At 48.2% G+C, this 21,638-nt stretch carries 15 protein-coding genes; 1 reads left to right on the top strand and 14 read right to left on the bottom strand.

Annotated features, from left to right (window positions below; translation table 11 throughout):
• Positions 1 to 1,073 (top strand): pyruvate kinase (gene pyk, locus AC14M5_RS13355; protein ID WP_484030169.1); only part of this gene is annotated, 1,073 nt, incomplete at its 5' end.
• Between the two features lie 110 nt (positions 1,074 to 1,183).
• Here the strand turns inward: pyk and AC14M5_RS13350 are convergent.
• From AC14M5_RS13350 to AC14M5_RS13285, 14 genes are all read right to left on the bottom strand, one after another.
• Positions 1,184 to 2,074, bottom strand: a complete 891-nt coding sequence (locus tag AC14M5_RS13350; protein ID WP_484030168.1) for a DMT family transporter — start codon at positions 2,072 to 2,074, stop codon at positions 1,184 to 1,186.
• A 47-nt stretch (positions 2,075 to 2,121) separates the two neighbouring features.
• Positions 2,122 to 2,895 carry a hypothetical protein gene (locus AC14M5_RS13345; RefSeq protein ID WP_484030167.1) on the bottom strand — a complete coding sequence of 258 codons (774 nt, stop codon included), beginning with the start codon at positions 2,893 to 2,895 and terminating at the stop codon, positions 2,122 to 2,124.
• 101 nt (positions 2,896 to 2,996) lie between these two features.
• Positions 2,997 to 3,392, bottom strand: a complete 396-nt coding sequence (locus tag AC14M5_RS13340) for a YkvA family protein (protein ID WP_484030166.1) — start codon at positions 3,390 to 3,392, stop codon at positions 2,997 to 2,999.
• A 4-nt stretch (positions 3,393 to 3,396) separates the two neighbouring features.
• Positions 3,397 to 3,801 carry an alternative ribosome rescue aminoacyl-tRNA hydrolase ArfB gene (arfB, locus tag AC14M5_RS13335; RefSeq protein ID WP_484030165.1) on the bottom strand — a complete coding sequence of 135 codons (405 nt, stop codon included), beginning with the start codon at positions 3,799 to 3,801 and terminating at the stop codon, positions 3,397 to 3,399.
• A gap of 86 nt (positions 3,802 to 3,887) precedes the next feature.
• Entirely contained in the window at positions 3,888 to 4,862 is a 975-nt protein-coding gene (locus AC14M5_RS13330) for a class I SAM-dependent methyltransferase (protein ID WP_484030164.1), read from the bottom strand.
• Positions 4,863 to 5,035: 173 nt separating this feature from the next.
• Complete coding sequence (locus tag AC14M5_RS13325; protein WP_484030163.1) at positions 5,036 to 6,358, bottom strand: MFS transporter; 1,323 nt, start codon at positions 6,356 to 6,358, stop codon at positions 5,036 to 5,038.
• Positions 6,359 to 6,432: 74 nt separating this feature from the next.
• The gene (locus tag AC14M5_RS13320) at positions 6,433 to 7,488 is read right to left on the bottom strand and encodes a 2-oxoacid:ferredoxin oxidoreductase subunit beta (protein ID WP_484030162.1); all 1,056 of its coding nucleotides are present in this window, start codon (positions 7,486 to 7,488) and stop codon (positions 6,433 to 6,435) included.
• 128 nt (positions 7,489 to 7,616) lie between these two features.
• Positions 7,617 to 9,569, bottom strand: a complete 1,953-nt coding sequence (locus tag AC14M5_RS13315) for a 2-oxoacid:acceptor oxidoreductase subunit alpha (RefSeq protein WP_484030161.1) — start codon at positions 9,567 to 9,569, stop codon at positions 7,617 to 7,619.
• Between the two features lie 20 nt (positions 9,570 to 9,589).
• The gene (locus AC14M5_RS13310) at positions 9,590 to 10,270 is read right to left on the bottom strand and encodes a FadR/GntR family transcriptional regulator (protein WP_484030160.1); all 681 of its coding nucleotides are present in this window, start codon (positions 10,268 to 10,270) and stop codon (positions 9,590 to 9,592) included.
• 179 nt (positions 10,271 to 10,449) lie between these two features.
• Positions 10,450 to 10,641 (bottom strand): hypothetical protein, encoded by a 192-nt coding sequence (locus AC14M5_RS13305; protein WP_484030159.1) that lies wholly within the window; start codon positions 10,639 to 10,641, stop codon positions 10,450 to 10,452.
• A gap of 140 nt (positions 10,642 to 10,781) precedes the next feature.
• The gene (locus AC14M5_RS13300) at positions 10,782 to 11,612 is read right to left on the bottom strand and encodes a CPBP family intramembrane glutamic endopeptidase (protein ID WP_484030158.1); all 831 of its coding nucleotides are present in this window, start codon (positions 11,610 to 11,612) and stop codon (positions 10,782 to 10,784) included.
• 57 nt (positions 11,613 to 11,669) lie between these two features.
• The gene (locus AC14M5_RS13295; protein ID WP_484030157.1) at positions 11,670 to 20,264 is read right to left on the bottom strand and encodes an RCC1 domain-containing protein; all 8,595 of its coding nucleotides are present in this window, start codon (positions 20,262 to 20,264) and stop codon (positions 11,670 to 11,672) included.
• 406 nt (positions 20,265 to 20,670) lie between these two features.
• Positions 20,671 to 21,240, bottom strand: coding sequence for an RHS repeat domain-containing protein (locus AC14M5_RS13290; protein WP_484030156.1), 570 nt, complete (start codon positions 21,238 to 21,240; stop codon positions 20,671 to 20,673).
• A 109-nt stretch (positions 21,241 to 21,349) separates the two neighbouring features.
• Positions 21,350 to 21,638: hypothetical protein (locus tag AC14M5_RS13285; protein WP_484030155.1), on the bottom strand; the 289-nt coding region annotated here is incomplete at its 5' end.

Raw genomic sequence — 21,638 nt, 5'->3', positions numbered from 1 at the left:
AAGGGCGTGTTGTTCAGGCTAACGTCTTGGTGGGTGGCGCGCTCTCTTCACACAAAGGCATTAATCTGCCTGGCGTGAAACTCCGTATCGCGGGCTTTACTGAAAAAGACAAGGCCGACCTTGCGTTTGGCATTTCGCAAGGTGTGGATGCCGTTGCAATATCCTTTGTGCGCAGTGCAGACGATGTCAAAGCCGTGCGCGCTGCCATTGAAGAATACTCCAAAGGGAAACAACGCCTGCCTCTTCTGATCGCAAAACTGGAAAAGCCTGAAGCCATGAGCGAACTGGAAGCCATTCTCGATGTAGTGGACGGCGTGATGGTTGCCCGTGGCGATCTCGGTGTGGAGCTTCCGCCTGAGCGTGTACCTTCGTTGCAAAAGATGATCATCCACGCCGCCAATGCGCGCGCAAAATTGGTCATCACTGCCACGCAAATGCTTGAGTCCATGATCCAAAATCCGCTTCCTACGCGGGCTGAAGCCTCAGACGTAGCCAACGCAATTTTCGATGGCACAGATGCGGTCATGCTTTCCGCTGAAACTGCTTCTGGTGACTATCCGAGCGAATCAGTTGCCATGATGTCACGCATTGTGCTTGAGGCTGAATCTCATTTTATTGAGTGGGGCAGTCGTCAGGATAGCCGCGCAGGTTTGGGCGAGAGCGATGCGGCTTCGATGGCACGCGCGGCGAACGCACTGGCAAAAGATCCTGAAGTGCGCGCAGTAGCCGTCTTTACGATGCAAGGCCGCTCTGCATGGCTCATGTCTAAGGCGAGACCTTCAAAACAAATTCTCGGCTTCACTCCTGAGCTTGAAACATTCAACCAACTCGCATTTTTATGGGGCGTTCAGCCGCATCTTGCAAAGTATGCCAACACATTGGACGACATGCTTTCAGATGTGGACGCCGCCTTGCTAAAATCTGGAATTCAATCTGGGCAGCAGGTTGTGCTGATCTGTGGATACCCCGTCGGCGCGCAGCGCCCGCCCAATATGGCCCTGCTTCACACCGTCGGAAGTGATGCCACGGTCAACCTGGCCCGCAAGCTGGCAGAGAAAAATTTGAAAGGATAGTTTCACAGTGTTGCAATTTCTTCCTAATTGCATCCACTTCTTTCTTAGCTGGTAGCTGGTCTTGCTCATATCGCTCTTGCGGGGGCTAAGCCTCCGCAAGAGCGATTTTCTTACTCCCTAGCTGCAATCAAGATCCCTATACCGATCAACACACCGCCTGCGATAAACAGTGGAGTGATTGTTTCAGCCAGAAAAAACCATCCGAGGAGCGTACCAACTACGGGCTGAGCAAAGAACGTCAACGAGGCGAGGGCGGCGGGCAGTTCAGTGAAGGCATAATTCCAGAGGAACATTGCAATGGCTGTGGAAATGACCCCTAAAAACAATAATCCGCCGATGATCCCCATTGTGATCTCGCCGATGCCTTGTGTGCTGATTTCCCAAGCCCCAAACGCGATGCTGGTGGGCAGGCCGCCTAATAACATGATCGTGCTGGAGGTGAGCAAGTCCACGGATTTGGTAACTCTGCGGACCAGCACAGAATATAGTGCCCATGTCAGCGCCGCCGCTAACAGGCTTATGTTGCCCCAAAAGAGAGAGGGCGAGAGCTCCGCATTGCGGGGGTCGATCACGGCAAGCACTCCAAGTGTGGAGATAAATAATGCAATGATGCGGCGTGGTGTCGCGCGTTCGCCGAGCAAAAAAGGTGCGAATAATAAAACGAAGGCAGGCGTGGCCGATGTGACCAATGATCCGTTGGAGGCTGTTGAAAGTTTTGTGCCGACGAATTGAAAGCCGAGTGAGATTCCGTAACCAACAAAACCCACCAGGAAACTTGTCCAAAAGAATTCCTTTGTGATGGCCAATTTTTTATTGGCTTTTTTATTGCGGAAATAAACGACGACTTCCAATGCTATTGCACCCATGATGAGGCGCAATGTGAGCAAAGAAAATGGTGGGATAACCTCCAGTACCACCTTGCTGACCACGTACATCCCGCCCCAAATGGATGCGGCTGCCAAACCTGAAATCAACCCTGCGAATGTGTGATCTTTGTGCATAGTTCCCCGATTATATCGAAGTTGTTGTTACCCGATCCTCGTACGATCTAAGACGGGGATTCTAATTTTCTTATCCTATGCCACCATGCCCAAAGGCCTAAAAGAACCAGGTTGTTGACAAGGACGACAGGGAGAGAAAACCCAAGTACTGACCGAAACAGCGGATTATCCTGATTGACTTGAGACCTTACAACGCTGTCTGCATAATTCAAGGCAAGTCCAATTGGGATACTGCTAACCAGAATTACTGCCAGCCATTTCAACCTTGTTTGCCATGTGTCCAATTCACGTAGTCCCAATATCAAACAGAAAATAAACGCAGCTGCAAATGGGATTTCAATTCCCGATTTCGAAATGCCCAATTGGACTGCTATTCCATATTCATCGCCAGCAGTCCGTAGAGGGCTTCGCAGGTAATACAACGTCATTGCAAAGGAAGTTATTATGGCTAACGCCAATCCAATTTGTTTGATGGCTGTGTCTTTACTTCTATACGCCAGGAGCAACCCCACTATTGCCCCCAACAGTGATGCAATAGGGCCCGCTGCCGCTGAAATGATCTCCTCTAATTTACTGTTTGTGGATGAGGTAAGCCGCAACCAACCTTGCTCACCATCGGGCGAAGAGGTTTTTACCCATTCGTCGGGATGAAGTGGAGGAGTACCCCAAATCTGTACTATTCCAATGAAGCCCCAGACGGGACCTCGGCCATAGGCTTGATAGACTGCCCAATGACCCGTTTCATGAATCGTCTGAGCCAACAGGTTCAGCAACAAAGCTAAAACAAATAATTGCCCAATGCCTATTTTTTGAGTATTCATGGTTGATTTATCTCCATATCGCCGAAATATGGCGGGCTAACGGTTTGCGATCTCTTTCTCGAACCCGAAGGAAAATCAGAACCAAGTGCGGGCGAATGCAATTATTTTCTTGTGAGCCGCAGGATAAGTCCAACCGCCAACATTGCCAGCAAGAGCCAAATGGCGATAATGACAGCAGCGGCTATCCAGTTTACAGGTTTGTCTTGATTGATAAGCTCCCGTGCTTTTTCGCGGCTCTCGGCCATCACTTCTACTGGGATCATCGATAGTGCGGCTTTGATTCCCAAAGGAATTAAAATGAGATCATCCAAATATCCAAGGATGGGGATTGGATCGGGGATTAGGTCTATTGGGCTGAAGGCATAAGCTACTACACAAGCTGCGAAAATCCTGGCATACCACGGGACTCTTGGATCACGGTATGCCAGGTAAAGCGCAAAGACTTCAACTTTAAGTTTTTTAGCTTGCTGCTTCCACTGCTCGATAAATTTTGCCATATTCTTAATCGAAATGATCGCTTCCAGTCTTTCGCGTTTTCTTGATCTCGCCCCGCTTCTTTTTCTCTTGTAACCTTTTCTCTTTTGATGCCTTGGTTGGCTTGGTCTTGTGACGCAGTTTTGGCTTTTCGCTGGCTTTGCGGATCAGTTCATAAAATCTTTGAATTGCATCTGCACGATTGCCTTCCTGTGTGCGATATTTTTTGGCCTCGATGATGAGCACCCCGTCAGCGGTGATGCGTTTTCCAGCAAGCCGAATCAGCCGTCCCTTTATGTCTGAAGCGAGGGAGGGGGAGTTTGCCACGTCAAAACGCAGTTGCACAGCTGTCGCGACCTTGTTCACATTCTGCCCACCAGGGCCCGAAGCGCGGATATACTCTAGTGTGATCTCAGGGTCGAGATTTTTCATGGCCCAAAATTATAAGGCGTCTCGTCGAGCGCAAAACCAAAGAGTGGATGGGAAGATGTACACCGTGGCAGGCTTGCATACCCACCCTAGGATGTTTTCCTAATCCACAAACTTGTATTGCTTGGCGCCACTTTATTTGTCGGTGCGGTATTACGCATTAGGGGCAGGTTGTTTCTTAAGAAATCCTCCTGGCGATGTTCCATAAATGAATTGAAATACAAGATTTCAAACCGACTGTTATACTGCAGGAAGGTTCTTAGGAAATACGCTTCGTTGAAGGCCTTCCCTTCCTCAAGCCAGTTTTTGGGATATTCGAAGGGCCAAAAGATGTCGTGGAAATGAACGATCACACCCTTTTTCAATGCCGGAAGTACGTAACATACAAGATGGAGAAAGTCGCTGTGTATTTTGCCGATATGCGATGAATCAATGAACAGGATGTCATTCTCATTCAAACTTTCGAAAATGTCCGGTGTGACTATTTGAACCGGTTTTTCGATGATCTCACAGCGTTCCCTATCCTTTTTCGTCAGAAGGCCATAGAGTCGTTCTGCATACGGCTCGATAAACTTAAATTTGGTTTGCTCGCTTAGAAAATATTCGTCAGTATCCAGCATTGCCGCAGAAGAAAAGCCTGACCCCACCTCGAAAATCTGTTTTGGTTCGAAATACCTCATCATGGAGTAGAGGGAAATGGCATCTCCATAACTGAAATACTCATTATGATAATAGTATCTTTCCCCTCCCTTTTTTTGGTCGCTGAACCGAAGATCCCCGTAAAAACGGGTGAACTCCCGCGCCAAATTCAACTGCCCATTTTCGTTGAGATCAATCCCGGGAATCTCCCTAACCGATTTCTCGAAAAGGATTTCAGAATTTGATCGGATTTCCCTTAGATCAGGGATGGGGGAATAGAAATGACCAGGCGGGGAAAATCTTAGGAACTGATAGTTCTCTGATGTGATGAGAGAAAAAATTCGCTGAAACTCACGAAAAACTTTCTGTGCCAATTTGTACGGTTTCAATGTGTAGCGATATGCCCTGCCTAAAACACTTTTCATATTGCCTCTGCCTCCAGATGCTCATCTGCCGCTTTGTCCATACACCCTTGATGTTTCCGACGATTATAACATGCAGGCTGTTCTGCCAAACATAGCGGGCGCCAGAGCGGAAATTTCAATGCGAATCTCCGACTCAACACATTTACCCCTCCGTTATTCTCCGCCCTCATCCTTTACTTCACAACCCTTGGTGCGAAGAACCATAATATTGCAAGGATAAAACCGCCTACAAAAAATGGGACAGGCCCGCCAAGCCATTGAAATAGTGCCCCGTAAAACAATGGCGCAATTGCATTGGCTGCGCTATAAGCCGCGGATGATACGCCAAGAGCGCCTCCCACTTGACTTTTGTCGGAGGCTTTTGTAATGAGGCTGTTTACCGCGGGATGTAAAACTCCGCCCCCCAATGCCGCAGGAAAACTCACGATCAAAAGCCAGATGATTCCCATCCAGCCTTTTGCTCTTTCATCGGGTAATTGAATATTGATGCTTTGGATTGAAACACGGAACTCGCCCTGCCCAGCCATGCTTTCAAGAACTTTTGCTTTTTCATACCATGGAATTGGCACTGCGGGAGTGAGCGCGGTTCCGATCAAGCCAATGGATAACGCGCCCAGCCCCATGAGCACCAGCCAGCGATCTCCCTTCTTTCGCGACCAGCGGCCGATCAACCCGCCTTGTACGACGATAATGAAAATGCCCGCTAGAACAAAGAGACCGGAAGTATCGCGGGCGTCCATGCCGAGGCGGGTGAGGGTAAACAATGAAAAGAGTTGTTCGTAACCACCGAAGGCAATTTGGTAGAAGAACATCAAAATGAGAAGAAAGCCAATCGCAGGTTTGCTTAAGACATCGCGCAAAATTCCAAAGGAAAATGGACGTCGCTTGCGAAATGCGCCGGGGTCTTTCACTTCTTGATAGGTTTCTTTGAACCAGAACGAAGTCAGCAAAATGGAGATGAGCGAGAAGAAGGCAGCTGTAAAAGCCACTGTCTGGTAATTTTGTCCACTGGCGGCGAGGACGATGAAAGCAATGATCGGGCCCATCACAAAGCCAACACCAAAGGCTGCGCCGATCAAACCTAATCCTTGCGTGCGAGTCTTTTCAGTTGTGCTATCGGCGATGGCGGCCTGTGCGGTGGCGATATTCGCGCCAGAGAGACCGTCAATGATGCGGGAGATGAATAATAGGAAAAGCGTATTTGCAAAGCCGAGCATGATGAAGCCCATCAATGTGCCGATCTGACTGATGATCAGAATCGGTTTTCGCCCAAAGCGATCTGATAACCTGCCTAGGATCGGCGCACCCACAAATTGCATCATCGGGTATGTGGCCTGCAAAATTCCGATCAGGATGGGCGATGCCCCAAACCGTGCCGCATACAAGGGTAATAAGGGAATGATGATGGAGAGTCCCATCAGGTCAACCAATACGATCACCAGCACCGGCAAGATGCGTTTAAAGTCCAATTTCTCGTTGATAGTTTCGGTTGTCATATTTTTTCCATATAAAACCCTCCCCCAATTGTGTTCTTCAATTGGGGGAGGGTAGGGTGGGGGTGGTTGGCAGGCTAGAACATCAACGCGTTGACTTTGTCAATCGCCGAGCGATCAGGCCTCAGGTCCACTTCGGTGAGGCGGTTGAGGGGCATATCTACAAGGTTGTAAATACTGGTCAGTGTCGGCTTGGTGGTGTTGATATAAAGCAAACCAGTCACCAGCCAGTTATTGCGCTGGGCTTCTTCCATCACGCGCAGGGCCTCGAAACGGTTGGTGGGATCGTAGCCTCTTTCGAGATTCTTCAAGATGACCGTTGAGCCATCGTGCATGGCAACTTCACGGACTTCGCCGTCTTCCATTTCGCGCTCTAGGATGATCTCATTGCGAGGCGCAATGTATGAAATTTCGTGCAGGGGCTCTTCGTGATCCTTGCCCCATGCATACGAATGGAATGCGTTTTCCTGGTTGTTGAAGGTCACGCATGGGCTGATAATATCCAACACCGCGATGCCATCATGAGCAATGGCGGCCTTGAGCAATTCCTTGACCTGCTTGGGGTTGCCCGCAAATGAACGCGCCACGAAGGTTGCATTGGATACAAGCGCTTCCATGCAAATGTCAACTGGCATGTATGGGTTCTCGCCTTGTTTCTTTAGTTGCAAACCCTTTTCAGCAGTGGCTGAGAACTGGCCTTTTGTAAGTCCATAGACGCCATTGTTCTCCACAATGTAAACCATGTTCACATTGCGGCGCATGATGTGTTTGAATTGGCCCATGCCTATGCTGGCCGAGTCGCCGTCACCTGAAACGCCGATACCCTTCATTTGCACGTTTCCAAACAATGCGCCAGTGGCAATGGACGGCATACGTCCATGCAGGCTATTGAAACCGAATGTGCGGTTCAGGAAGTAAGTGGGCGATTTGGATGAACAACCGATACCGCTGAACTTCATCACGTCCTCAGGGACGGTGTTCATTTCGTATAAAGCTGTGATGATCTGGTTCGAGATCGAGTTATGGCCGCAGCCCTGGCATAAAGTGCTGGGTGCGCCGCGATAATCATTTTTTGTAAGGCCGGCCAGGTTGACGTTAGTCGGTGTGCCAGCCATGGGGAGAGCTTCTGTCATTTTATATGCTCCTGTTTATATTCTATATGTCGTTGCGAGTCGCGCTCTTGCACTGTGCGGCGAAGCAATCTCCGACATCGTAACTGAGATTGCTTCGCCGGGAAGAACGCCCTCCTCGCAATGACGAGTTACTTTTTCTTTGCCTTCACGGATGTCTTGGACTTGGCGACAACTTTTTTCTTCGCCACTGCTTCCTTCTTCAACCCTTTGCCTGTCTTTGCCTTTGACACAGTTTTCGCCGCTGTGGCTTTCTTTGCACTGGCTACTGGCTTTTGTTTGCTGCTAGCTGACTTGGTATATTTCGCCAGGATTCCCTCGCGTACCCATTTGGCAGAGGCGGGCAGGCCGTCATGATAAGCAACTGACTTGAGCCTCATCGCAAACTGCGGATACTCGGTTAAGAGAATTTGGTGCATCTGCCCATCGCGGTTCATTTCAACGACGAAGACCTGGTCATATTTTTCGATGAATTTGCCAACTTCCTCAGTGAAGGGAATGGCGCGGATGCGCAGGAAATCTGCTTTGATGCCATCCTCTTTTTCAAGATGATATTGCGCCTCGAGTATTGCGTTTTCTGTGGAGCCATAAGCCAGGATGCCAACCGTCGCTCCCTTGATGGGATGAGAGACAGGTTTGGGGACATATTTCGCCGCATTGTAATGTTTTGTCTTCAAGCGCTCCATGTTTTTCATGTAAGCATTGGCATCTTCGGTATATTTTGCATATTCATCATGGCCTGTGCCGCGCGTGAAATAGGCGCTCATCGGATGCTTATTGCCTGGAATGGTGCGGTAGGTAATGCCGTCGCCGTCCTTGTCGAGATAGCGTCCCCAATTGCCTTTGATCTCTTCCAGATCTTTTTCCCAAAGAATCTTGCCTCGATCCATGGGAACTTCGGGGTAATTGAAAGGCTTACTCATCCATTGGTTCATACCCATATCGAGGTCGCTCAACACGAAGACGGGAGTTTGCGCGCGTTCCGCAATATCGAAGGATTGCCAGCCGAAATCAAAACATTCGCTTATGTCACCGGGCAGCAGGATGATGGAGTGTGAGTCACCGTGGCCGATGAAATGGGTAAAGGTCAGGTCGCCTTGTGAGGTGCGAGTGGGTAAGCCTGTGCTGGGACCGATGCGCTGCACATCCCAGATGACGACAGGAACTTCGGCATAATATGCGAGCCCTGCGAATTCTGTCATCAAGGAGAGACCGGGCCCAGAGGTGGAGGTCATGGAGCGTAAGCCTGACCAGCCTGCGCCGATGGCCATGCCGAGCGCGGCGAGTTCATCTTCCGCTTGCACCACTGCATAAGTGTGTTTGCCGTCTTCGCGTTTGCGAAGCACGGGCAGATAATCGTTGAGAGCTTCTGCCAAAGAGGAAGCAGGTGTAATTGGATACCAGCCTGCAAACTGCACGCCGCCAAAAATGGAGCCGATTGCAGCAGCGGTGTTGCCATCTGCCATGATGAGGCCGTCGGTTTTATTCATGGCCTCAAGTGAATACGGATCTTTCTTTTCCAAATTCTCTTTTGCCCATTCAGCGCCGGCTTTCAAAGCGTTCAAGTTCATGTCAATCGGTTTTTGCTTGCCTTTGAAATGGAAGGAGAGGGCGGCCAGGATCTTGTCCATGTCCATGCCGATCATTTGCGCCAGGATGCCCACATAGACCATGTTGCCTACTAGATCGCGATATTCTGATGGCACGTTCGGATCGTTCTTCACAATGGTCTTGACGGGCATGGGGTAGATGGCGACATCCACGCGGGTGATGGGCTGCTTGATATCGTCAGAGTAGAAAAAGGCCCCGCCCGGCGTAACAGATGCCAGGTCGCGCGTGAACGAGTCGGGGTTCATCGCAATGACCACGTCGTTTGAATCCTGCCGCGCGATAAATCCATCTTTGTTAACGCGGATGGTATACCAGGTGGGCAGGCCCTGAATATTGGATGGAAACAGGTTCTTGCCCGAAACAGGGATGCCCATCTTGAAAATGGAGCGCAGGATGGTGTTGTTGGCCGTAGAACTGCCTGAGCCGTTCTTGGTGCCAACGGTAATGGAAAAATCGTTCACAATTTTATTCATGGAACTCCTCGTTGAAATCGTCATTGAGACGATGAAATTAATTGGTGAATGAGGTCGGTGTGTTCAGAGAGGGCTTTGTATCCCGCATCCGCATCCCCTGAGCAAATGGCATCGACCATTTGCTGATGGTAATTCCAAACCCCGGTGAGGTAGTTGTAATCGGTAAAGAAGTTCAAGCCGACGGTTTCGTAGGCATCCCAATAGGATTGCAGCAAGCCCGAAACAAAGGGATTGTTCAGGCGGCGGTAAATGGTGAGATGTAATTCGCGGTGTTCGGGGTGGGGGATTTCAATAGGCGTGCCGCGCAGTTTTTCCCAGGCGCGAGCCAGCAGGTCTTGCAAGGTGATGTGATCTTCAGGTGTTAGTGATTTGACTGCCTCGTGCCAGTATGCAGTTTCAATATGTTGTCGCAGGTCTGCAAAGGCGACGAAATGATCTTTGTTGAGTGCAATGGCGTAATCGAGACTTTTCAAGACGGCTGGCGCGAAGGTGTAGGGCTTGCGCCTCATTCCCGTCCGCGGCTTGACCTCTACCAGCCCAAGCGACCTCGCCACCTCAAGCTGTTCCCGCAGAGCCGCCACGCCGACACCCAACTCGCGGCTGAGCTCGGTTAACGGGGGCAGGCTGTTCTCTGCCTCAGGGTGTGCGGCCAGATAGCGTAAAAACTCAGAAATGTTGGGGGAAATCCGTTCGCGCAGCATATTGTTTGATTAATCCGATTAATCGAATTTTACTACGCGGGGGGGAGGTGTCAAGGATTTTGGCTCATAGGTTTGTTGGGAAGAATGTCATGAAAGATAAGAGTATGGCACGACAATCTGAAGTCACCTATATTTGAATGCTATCCCGCTAAGAGATTGCCCAATTACAAACTTGTCTTTCAGTTATTCAACGCCCCCTGATCGATCCAATCTCTAATGAGTTGCAATTCTTTGGCGGGAACCTTCGGTCCTCGGTTGGGCATTTTGCCTTTGACGATCAATTGCACCAGCAGGCTGTTTGCGGAGTTGCCTGGTTCGATCACGGGTGATTTGTCCACGGCTTGTAAATTGGCCGGGTCATTAATGAACACCTGCAGGTCGTAACTACTTTGATTTGCTGAGGCAGCGGAAACACTGAGATCGCTAGGGAGTGGATGGGGTTGCGAAAGGCGTATAGGTAAAAGAAAAATGGAAAGGCTGTTAGTTAGACATTATTTGCTGTTAAGAACAACTAAAACATGGCAACCAGGACTCTTACAAAAACATTCACAAAAAGATGCATGATTATCGACAAATATAAGGTTTTGTATTTTTTTATTAACAAAGTTGCAGAAAGAGTAAATAAAGGGATGGTAATGAAAAAGAGTACTGGATTGGCAATATCCATATAGTGATATCCCCAGAACAAAATAGCCTGGGTGAAAAGGGCAGTGTTTTCTTTATAGCCAATCATCACCATAAATCCAAATAATAATCCGCGAAAGATAGCTTCTTCAATCACTGCTACAAAGGGTAACTGGAATGCAAACATATTAACGATGTAAGTCGATATGTCTGCTGGAAGAGATCCGTGAACAGGATTCCATGCCGCATAAATCACTGCCAATATGAAGACAGTGCTCGCTGACCAAAAAAATCCAATGGTGGCTGACTTCAAGCTTGAAAAAAACAATCTTTTTCGATTTACTATTGTATAAAGCAAAAGCGCGACCCCAAGACAATTCATGTAGATTTTGTAAATTAATTCGTAATCTCCCTTGAGGATTGAACTCAAAAAACAAGACGCTGCTATGGTTAAAAGCGTGAAATAGTCTCGAAACAACATAATTCCATTAGCATGTAAAATTATTATGCCAAGCGCAATTATTGTGTAGGAGCTAATTGTATAAAAATGCATATAGGTCGCGTAACTAGCGACGTCTGTACCAGAGATGAAGGACGCCAATGGTACAAGATAAAATTGCAGGATTATTAAAACGATATATGCATAGACTGTTTTAGTGTGCAAACGGCTTTTTGTGACATTAGCCGATTGTAAGAGATTCGTATCGTGTCGTTCCATAGTCCTCGTTTCATTTGGGCCCTAGATTTAATGACTTGAACAGAATGGGAAATCTTTTTAGGGGGGAAGGAAGGGAGCCAGAACAAATACAATTATGGCAATTTTTATATATGTTTGTTGTTCAGGTCTTAAGGGTGTTCCAAATGATACGTTATCTAGAGCATGACTTCCCTGAACTATATTGTCAAATATTTCTCCAACGGGGAGCATGTCGCCTTGGGGAATGCCCGCGGGTACTGACAAACCTTGGAGTCCTAAGTCCAGTAGATCTCCAGCGCTAGGTATTCCACTTCCATCTTCTCCACCGATCGCGTAATTTACGATACCATTTACAGCAGTTTGCGCGGCGGGGCCTTGACCAAATGGTACCCATGTTGCAGTGGGTGTACTTGTTGATGTTGGGATAGTAGGCACTCCACATAGATAGGGTGCTGGGCAAGGAGTAGATGATGCTGTTGGGGTAGGTAGTGTTGGAGTAGCACTTGGTGTCGGTGTTGTTGGGGTAGGCAGTGTTGGAGTAGCACTTGGTGTCGGTGTTGTTGGCTCACTTCCACCGCCCGCTTCACCTTTGGGTGGCTTTGGCGGCTTTGGTGTAAGCGGCTTTGGCGTAGGCGGTTTTGGATGATTGCCGCCACTACCATCACACATCGGAGACCAGGTGTCTTCGGGATCTGAGCACATGTGACCTGTAGGGTCATTATACCGGATGGGATTATTCAACACATAGCTATAGCGATTAAACGCCTGCGGGTTTGCATATCCCGGCACGATTGAGTCCGCGCTGATGAAGCGCCCTAGTGTGGGGGAGTAGAAACGTGCGCCGTAGTGATAAATCCCCAGGCCAGTCATCTCGCGTTGACCGGTGAAGAGTTTATCCGTGAACATGCTGCCGGTTGAGATGCGCGTTTCGCCGTAAGGATAATATCGTTGCTCACCGACTACTGCCCCACTGGAATCCGTCACCACACTGGCTGAACCCAGGTGATCCTTCAAAACGTAATAAAGTGTTCCATTAATCCGCATCGCTCCGCCGGCGGGATAATATATCGCCGTGCGCGTGACAGTGCCAACGGAGTCTTTATCCACTTCATAGACTCCACCCCCGGCATATATAGTCTTGCTTCCATTGGGATTAATCTTCTTAACCAACGTTCCATCACCATTGTAAACAAACTGTGTGGTCTGCCCGCCGGTGGTCACTGAGACCAGGCGGTTTTCGGCGTCGAAGACTTGATTATAGGTCACTCCGCCTTCCACGCGTGTGATCATGTTTCCGTTGGCATCGTAGGTGTAGGTTTCGCCGGTGGAGAGAGATGTCACCGCATGTTTGTGGGCAGAGTTGGCGTAATTGTAGGTAGAAGAGCTAATGGGATTATTTACAATACTTACCGGTGTAGCGCTATATCCTGCCGTTCCATCTCCAAGTTGACCATAAAAGTTATCACCCCAACACTTAGCTCCGCCGCTGGTTGTGCGTGCGCATGTATGAGTAATCCCAGCTGAAATTGTTGTTGTTCCACTTGTCAGTCCCGTCACATTTGACGGTCTTATCTGAGTCGTACTCCCGCCATTGCCAAGATTTCCAGAACTGTTGGGTCCCCAGCACTTGGCCCCACCGCCCGTGGTAACTGCACAAGTATAGCTATTTCCTGTTGAAATGATAGATACCCCACTGGTCAATCCACTTACATCCACCGGGGTTAACTTCTGTATGGTGGTGCCATCCCCAAGTGCACCGGACTTGTTATATCCCCAACACTTGACCCCTCCGCTTGTGGTCAGTGCGCAGGAGTGGACGCCACCTGCTGCAATTGCTGTTACTCCACTGGTCAATCCACTTACATCCACCGGGGTTAACTTCTGTATGGTGGTGCCATCCCCAAGCTGACCATATAAGTTATTGCCCCAACACTTGATCCCGCCACTCGTCGTAAGCGCGCAGGTATGGTCGGCCCCAACTGAAACGGCAGTGACTCCGCTAGTTAACCCACTCACGTTCACCGGCGTCAGCCGCTGCGTGGTGGTGCCATCTCCAAGCTGACCAGATGTATTATTACCCCAGCACTTAACTCCCCCGCTCGTAGTGAGCGCACAGGAATGATTAGCTTTGGTTGAAATAGCAATGACTCCACTGGTTAATCCACTGACATCTACAGGCGTTAGCCGTTGCGTGGTGGTGCCATCCCCAAGCTGGCCATTACTGTTATTGCCCCAACACTTAACTCCGCCGCTTGTTGTAAGGGCACAGGAATGACTCCCTCCAGATGAGATGGCAGTGATTCCGCTGCTCAATCCATTAACGTTTGCCGGCGTTAGCCGCTGCGTGGTGGTGCCATCCCCAAGCTGACCATTGTTGTTAAATCCCCAGCATTTGACTCCACCGCTTGTTGTAAGGCCGCAAGAGTGATTGGCTCCAGTTGAAACAGAAGCGACTGCGCTGGTCAATTCGCTCACATCTACCGGCGTTAGCCTTTTTGTAGGAACGCCATTCCCAAGCTGGCCGTTACTGTTAAGTCCCCAGCACTTGACACTACTGTTTGTGGTGAGGACACAAGAGTGGCTGCCTCCGGATGAAATGGCACTGACTCCAGTGGTCAACCCACCCACATCTATAGGCGTTAGCCGCTGCGTGGTGGTGCCATCTCCAAGTTGACCATAGAGGTTGTAACCCCAGCACTTGACCCCGCCGATTGTGGTGAGTGCACAGGTATGAGAGCCTCCTGCTAAAATCGCTGTGGCTCCGCTGGTCAATCCACTTACATCCACCGGAGTTGACTTTTGTGTGGTGGTACCATCCCCAAGCTGACCATATGTGTTATCACCCCAACACTTGACCCCGCCGCTGGTTGTGAGCGCACACGTATGACTATTGCTCCCAGCCGTAATCGCAGTGACTCCGCTAGTCAGCCCACTTACATCCACCGGGGTTAACTTCTGTGTGGTGGTGCCATCCCCAAGCTGACCCCCATAGTTAAAACCCCAACACTTTACTCCACCGCTTATCATGAGCGCACAAGTATGACCGCCGCCTGCTGTAATCGCAGTAACCCCACTGGTTAATCCACTTACATCCACCGGTATTAACCTCTGTGTGATGGTGCCATCCCCAAGCTGGCCATAACCGTTGTAACCCCAGCACTTAACCGCGCCACTAAGCATCAGGGCACAGGTATGATTGCCGCCTGCCGCAACCGCAAGAACCCCACTGCTCAGCCCACTTACCTCTACGGGTGTTAACCTATAGATCGTAGTGCCATCCCCAAGCTGACCATAACCGTTGTAACCCCAGCATTTGACACCACCACTTGTAGTAAGGGCGCAGGAATGTTTGACTCCAGTTGTAATCGCAGTGACTCCGCCAGTCAAGCCACTTACATCTACAGGCGTTAGCCTCTGTGTGGTGGTGCCATCTCCAAGTTGACCGATATTGTTGTATCCCCAACACTTGACTCCCCCCACTGCCGTGAGTGCGCAGGTGTGGGAGGACCCAGCTGAAACGGCCATAAAAGTAGCGGAAAGGCTTTGGCTGGTTGTATTGCCAACTGAATTATAGATATAAGTTTTGTTATTTGCGCCACTTGCGCTTAACAAGCGGTTTAATTCATCGTAAGTGTAGTTGATCGTTTCATTTCTGGTGGAATCCATTATCTGACTGACATTCCCATTTGCCTGGTATATATAAGTAAGACTTAACTTTGGGCTGGATGGAGCTGCCTCACAAGATTGCAAACTCCCTGAATAGACCCGCAAGCCAGACAGGCGCAGGGTATTGGCGTTGTAACAGGATTGTTGAAGCAGACCGTTGCCTAATTGTTGGTCGCTTACTTGGCCACTGGCATCATAATGGATGTTAGAAGCATACGTATTCGTTCCGCTCAAACTTGAGAGCGCGCCCATGGCATTATAGGTATAGTTGAGCGTTTCGCCACTGGGGAGGGTTTGAGTCAGCGGGCGGCTGAAGGCGTCGTAGCTCGAGCCAAGTTGATAATTGCTGCCGTCAATTGTTTGGGTTTGACTCGTTGTCTGACCGAGAGTGTTAAAAATCCAACTTGTAGAGCCGCTTCCATCGGTCATGCTCGTGCGATGACCATAGCCCTCATTCCCACCGGCTGTTGAGTCGTAGTTATAAGTTACGTCAGGCGTAGTGTCACAGGTGCCAGGTCCACTGTAGGTTTTTTGTGTTGGGCGGTTGAGGTCATCATAATATACAGTGGTGGTGCATGAGCGTGCATCGGTTTGAATCTTTAAGTTGCCGAAGACATCGTATTCGTAGCCCCAGGTTCCCATGTCTGGGTCGGTCATCGAGTCCTTACGCCCGAAGCCGTTGTAGTTCATAGTGGTTTGGTTGCCAGCTGCATCAATTACTTTCTTAAGTAGGTCGCGCACGTCATATTCGTATGTTGTAGTAGCGTATAGTGTGTAAGTGCCGGCCCCGCTGTATTCCTCTACCTTCACCAGCCGCCCAAACGCATCCATTTCCTGCACTTTCTGGTGGCTATTGCGGTCTATCGCAGTTGTGCGTAAACCTGAATAACTGTAAGTTTCAGAACTGCCATCTGGATAGGCAATCGAAGCAGGTCTCCCCAATGCATCATAACTATTTGAAGTATGCGGAACACTTGCCCAACTTGGCGCAAAATAATTACCGCCTGTTCCACTAAATGTACGTGGCAGCCCTTGATAGTAAGTCCGGCCCTGGGCGTTATAAGATACATCAGTGATGGATAAGACTCCTGCTGTCTCATACGGACCTTGGGTTTGAATCACTCGTCCCAGGCCATCTAACATCTGCCAGGCAGAACGATACACACCAACTGTCTCATCCCAAACCTGGAGTTCAAGTTTGAAGGGCGAAGTTATCGGCGCAGTTGGATAGATATATTTAACGTTTTCCTGGCCATAGCCAGGGTACTTCACCGAAGTGACTCTGCCTAATCCATCATAGGCTGTTGTGGTTGCGTTGCCATTGGGATCGGTAACAATGGTGGGCAACCCCAGTCCATAATCATATTCAATTGTGGTGGCAGGGATCAACGGAGTCGTTTTTGAAGTTGGGTATGTCTGTAACGCTGTATCATAATTGGTTGAATAAGTAAGATAATCTCCAGAAGGCTGGCTTGATGGTGAGCCATAGTCCTTATAAATGAAAGTATCTTTCAAATTGCCGTAACTATCATAGATATATTTTGTGTCAATTGTCTGGGAGCTATTTACAACACGGCTTAGGGTCAGTTCACCCACAGTAGGTGACCCGCTTCCGGGCAGGCTGCCATCATAGCCATATTCCTGCACAGCCAGGGTTGTTCCACTTGAATCCTTCAAGGTGCGACGCGCAAGAGTATTCAGAATCCAAACCGATGGAGAAGTATTGACTACATAGTCGTAATTTGTCTGGCGATAAAGGCTTGGGGCCCCATTAAATTGTTTTTCAATAGTCAGGTTGCCTGTGGTCGCGTCATACTCGTATTCTGTGCGACTGACTCGCTCCAGACTGGAAGTCCGCAAGAAGTATTCTACTGCACTTGCATAAGTAAAAAACCCACCCGAAGGAAGTCCGCTGGGAACAACACTATATGTCGTATTGGTCTGACTTAGGGTCGTGCCGGAGCCATTCTGATTTTGAACTTCATACTCGCGTCCAGCTTTTTGCTCGTCAGTGTGGAATTTGTGAATTGTAATTGATAAAGCTGTCGAGCCATTAAAATCTGTTGTTGTGGCAGTTGCCTGTCCATAGCCAATCAACTCACCAACATTGCCTGTGCTACACCAGCCGGTACCTGGATGCTGCCAGTCAATATATGGATCGTTATAACATGGTGTGCTATAGTAAAACACTGTTTTCATCGGGCTAGCATTCACACCATCTGCAATATCAAGCGATTCGACTCGCCAGTCATACCAGGAAGTGCTTGGGCGTCCATCATTGCCATAGGTGTAAGTTGCGATGCTTCCCCAGCCGTTGGAGACAGATGCTAGGCGCGGGTAGGCCCATTCCTGACAGCCCACGCCACAATTAGCGCGGTTGTCTTTATCGGTATATGTAAAGGCAGTGATTGGTGCATTCATACCATCACCTGAAACCGCCAGCGAAGTTAATGCTGTAGTTTCCCAAGATTTGCCATCATCACTATAAGAGCGGATCTCATATCCCAAGTCATAAGATCGGATAACGTTTGCCCCATACTTCACATCAATACGATCCAACCGATTTGTATCCCAGTTATCCCAGTCATTTGGAAGAGTTGGCATATCACCTGAATCGCGGTTTTCTCGCATAAAAGCAACTGAGTAACCTGGTGCGGGGCTTCCAGATGTATGGCTGGTATAAGTGATTGCATCCAAATAACTGGCTTGGTCATAATTGGCGTTTGTTCCGACAACCACACGGGTTTCTTCAAAGTAAGCGAAGCTCATTCTATTACCGTGTGTATCTGTTACCTGATCTGCACGCCAGCGTGAAGCAGTCACGTCGGGCGCATGGCCGGCATAACCTATTGGCCAACTACTGCCAGGGTAACCTTTCATTGCCGCCAGTTGTTCAGAGTCAATATTCCAACCAAGCCGCCAACGTGTACCATCTTGCTCTATTATCTCCCACCATTCGCCGGTGGTATTCGGCGCGGCAGGATTGTTATTACCCAGACCATCGCTATGAAATTCGATGCTGAGAAAACTTTCCGGTTCGGTATGATACCGTGTGTATATAGTGCCTAGTGTCTGAGCTTCTACTTCATAATATTCTGGTATTAATTTATAGCCCGTCCCATTGAAAAGTAATAAGAAGTTATTTTGGTAGCCATATGATCCTCCTCCACATGGATTGCAAACGCCGTTAGTAATCTTGCGAGCAATCTCAACCGTATCAATATTCCAGCCCATGCCAACCCATGGCGCCTGAATATCGCCCAATACCCCATCCACAGTACCACTGGAATATGATAGAGCTAATGAAGGTGCCATTCCGTTTCGCCCAGGCGGTGTCCAAATTGGAATGGAGTATTTGGAACGCCCGGTAAACAGGCTGGGGTATGCGCTGTCATATGAGAGTATGTTTGCGCCATTTTGTGGGAAGGAGGAACCAATACCAGCTCCCCAGGTGGAGAAATGTGTAGTTTCAGCCTTAATTGTGTTATTTTCACGGTCAATCGCTTTAATTGGAACATTTACCCATGTTTCAGATTTTTCATCTAATGTAACAAGGTATGGAGCATATTCGGCGCCCAATTCTGCAAGGTCTAAAATCCCATCAAACGAAACGGTAATTTCAACAGGCTTATTGAATTTAGCTTCCTCGAGTTTGAGTGAAGTAATCGTATCCTGTTCTTGGGGTACATGGATAGCGGTTGTAGTTTCCTCAACCACTACAGTTGTTGTCGGGGTAAAGGTTGATGTAAAGACAGGAGTGGAGGATGGAGAAATCGTTGGAGTAGGTGCGACGGTTAAAGTTGTTGTTAAATCAACATCTGGTGAAGCTATGTCAGTGACTTCCAGGGTAGCTTGTTCAGTTGGGTTCAACGAATCAGTTTCGAGTGTTCCTGTTGGAGGTTCTTGCTCAGAAGTTTCGGTAGACAGAACTGGATCATTTGTCGTCAATGATTCGGCGGTTGGAGTGGGAAAAATAGGGGTTGCGGTTTCAGATAATGTTGCTGTAGTTAATGGTTCAGCAGTTGAGGTAACAGAAAGGGGCGCTGCAATTGGGGCTTCAGTTGAGACTATTGTTTCCTGATTTTGTGACACTACATCGAGTTGAAACATCAATAATGGTTGTTGTAAGCCAGATTGTGTATCTACGCTAAGACTCTCGATCAGAATTCCATCAGATATATTTAGTTCTCCGCTTGGGATATTAATTGAGACATGTCCGTCAACGCCATGAGCCTCTCCGCCTTGCAGACCTATCGGCGTAAACTTCTTTGCTTTCTTGTCGAGAAATACAGTTAATATTGCAGTAGCAGCGAGAGAAGTAGTTGCGCCACCAATAAATAAGTCAGCTTCATCAGTAATTTGAAGGTCTTTATCAATTTGTGAATCAACTGTCACCGAATATTCAATAGTAATTGATTCCCCAGGCAAGATAACTATATCTTCGCCCAATAATTCACTCGACCAGCTTAGGGTTTTTGTTTTATGGTCAAACTCAAAACCTTTATTCTCGCTCTTTGGATTTTTCAACTGATCGGGTAGGAGGTTGGTAAATGTTAATCCCCTGACTTCGACTGATCCAATATTTGTAAAGACAATTGTAAATTGCACTTCATCCCCTGGGGCCGCCTGAGCAGGTGATGCTGAAAAGACGAACTGAGGCGCTGTTTGATTATCAGGACTTGCCACAGCAGGCATCTGTGCAAATAATTCATCAGGAGTAGGAGTAGATAAAGATTCGGGTTGCTGATTACCAGCGCTGATTTGGGAAACAGGTATGTCGGCTTCGACGATTTCAGAGGTAAACGTATTAGACCTTGAAACTGCATGTGCCAACTTGAAGCCCTGAGCAATACCATTTTGGCGAGTCTCCGACTGAAGAGATGTATTATCTTCAGATCTCGGCGACTTAGCTAATGCGGCAGTTGGAATGACGGCGTTCAATAATACAACAAGGGTGAGAAAAACTCGAGCAACCGGTTCCATTCCTGGTCTGATAATCTTTGACATGATAGCCTCCAACGGTTGGGGATGCGATGATCTTCAAAGCTTGTATTTTTTTGTGGGGTTTTGTTTACGATACTTCCCCCGCATTTTTATACTTTTATCATCAAAATGTTCTACCGTCAATAGAAAGATTGATGATAGCCATAATAATAAAAAGACTTTGACAGATTACTCGCATTCATCACACAGCCCTACTCGAAGTAATCCAACTCCCTTGTATGCAACATATCGTTTCACCTCCCTCCGTTATTTAGCGCCCCCTGATCGATCCAATCTCGAATGAGTTGCAATTCTTCGGCTGTCACCTTCGATCCGCGGCTTGGCATTTTGCCTTCACCAAATTAATAAAAATTCTCCCGACTACCCAATGGTCAGGAGAATTTTATTAACATTCTACAGTTCTGCAACCTCACCAAGTAAATGTTAATTCACCGTAAACCGCCTTAAATATTTCTAATGGGGATTTACCTAAAACATCCCCGAACCTTCCTGCAGCAGCCAATACACCAAGTACAAGCGCTGCTTTATATCGGAAGTCCCAATTACCTTTTAGCTTTACCCCATACTTTGTTAGCATATCATCTATACTATTTTGCGGTTTTTCAGCGTCTTCTTCGTAGCTTGCGTCGCTTAGGGCTGTGTGTTCTGATGGGTCAATATAATTCAAAGGTAAGTTGTTGGCATAAGCATAACGATCCCAATCCTGCACTCCGCCAGGGACAATGCTATCCGCCTGCGCGAAGCATCCCAAAGCGGGGTCATACCAGCGGGCGTTATAGAACATCAAGCCAAAGTCTGAGGCGTATGAATATTGACCTGTATACTGATATTTCGTCATCTCGCTTCCAGAAGAATGACGCACCTCTCCCCAGGCCTTATACTGGGTTTGATTAACGATATTGCCTGAAGCATCCGTTACAAGACTTGTGCTTCCTAAATGGTCTCCAAGGATGAAATTTAAGACGCCGTTTTTCTTCATGGCGATTCTCTGACTTCCAGCAAAGTAATACTTGGTGACGGTCCCATTTGTAATTTTTTAGTGACACACAGGAAGCATTGACACACATGTGCAAAAGTATAAAGTTCAGCTAGCGGGACATAGATGCCTTAGAACTGTATTCCATCGAATTGCTCCATACTAATAATATTATCAAAGAAATGACGAAAGCAGCAATGGGGGCGAAAAAATTGGGAGATAAGTACACGGGATGAATACTGGCAAGACGGCTTAATATCTCTGCCCAATTATTACTTTGTGCCCAATAAGTTGCGCCTGTCCAAATTAATGAATAGTATTCAGTAATGAGGAAGACCACTGAAAGCGCTATGGATAATTTGTAAACTGCAGCCCTTCCATAACCGCTGACGGCAATAAGA

The organism is Candidatus Villigracilis sp., from assembly GCF_057083605.1.
The sequence above is the reverse complement of the archived record's forward strand: the minus strand, read 5'-3'. Positions and strand labels throughout refer to the sequence as shown.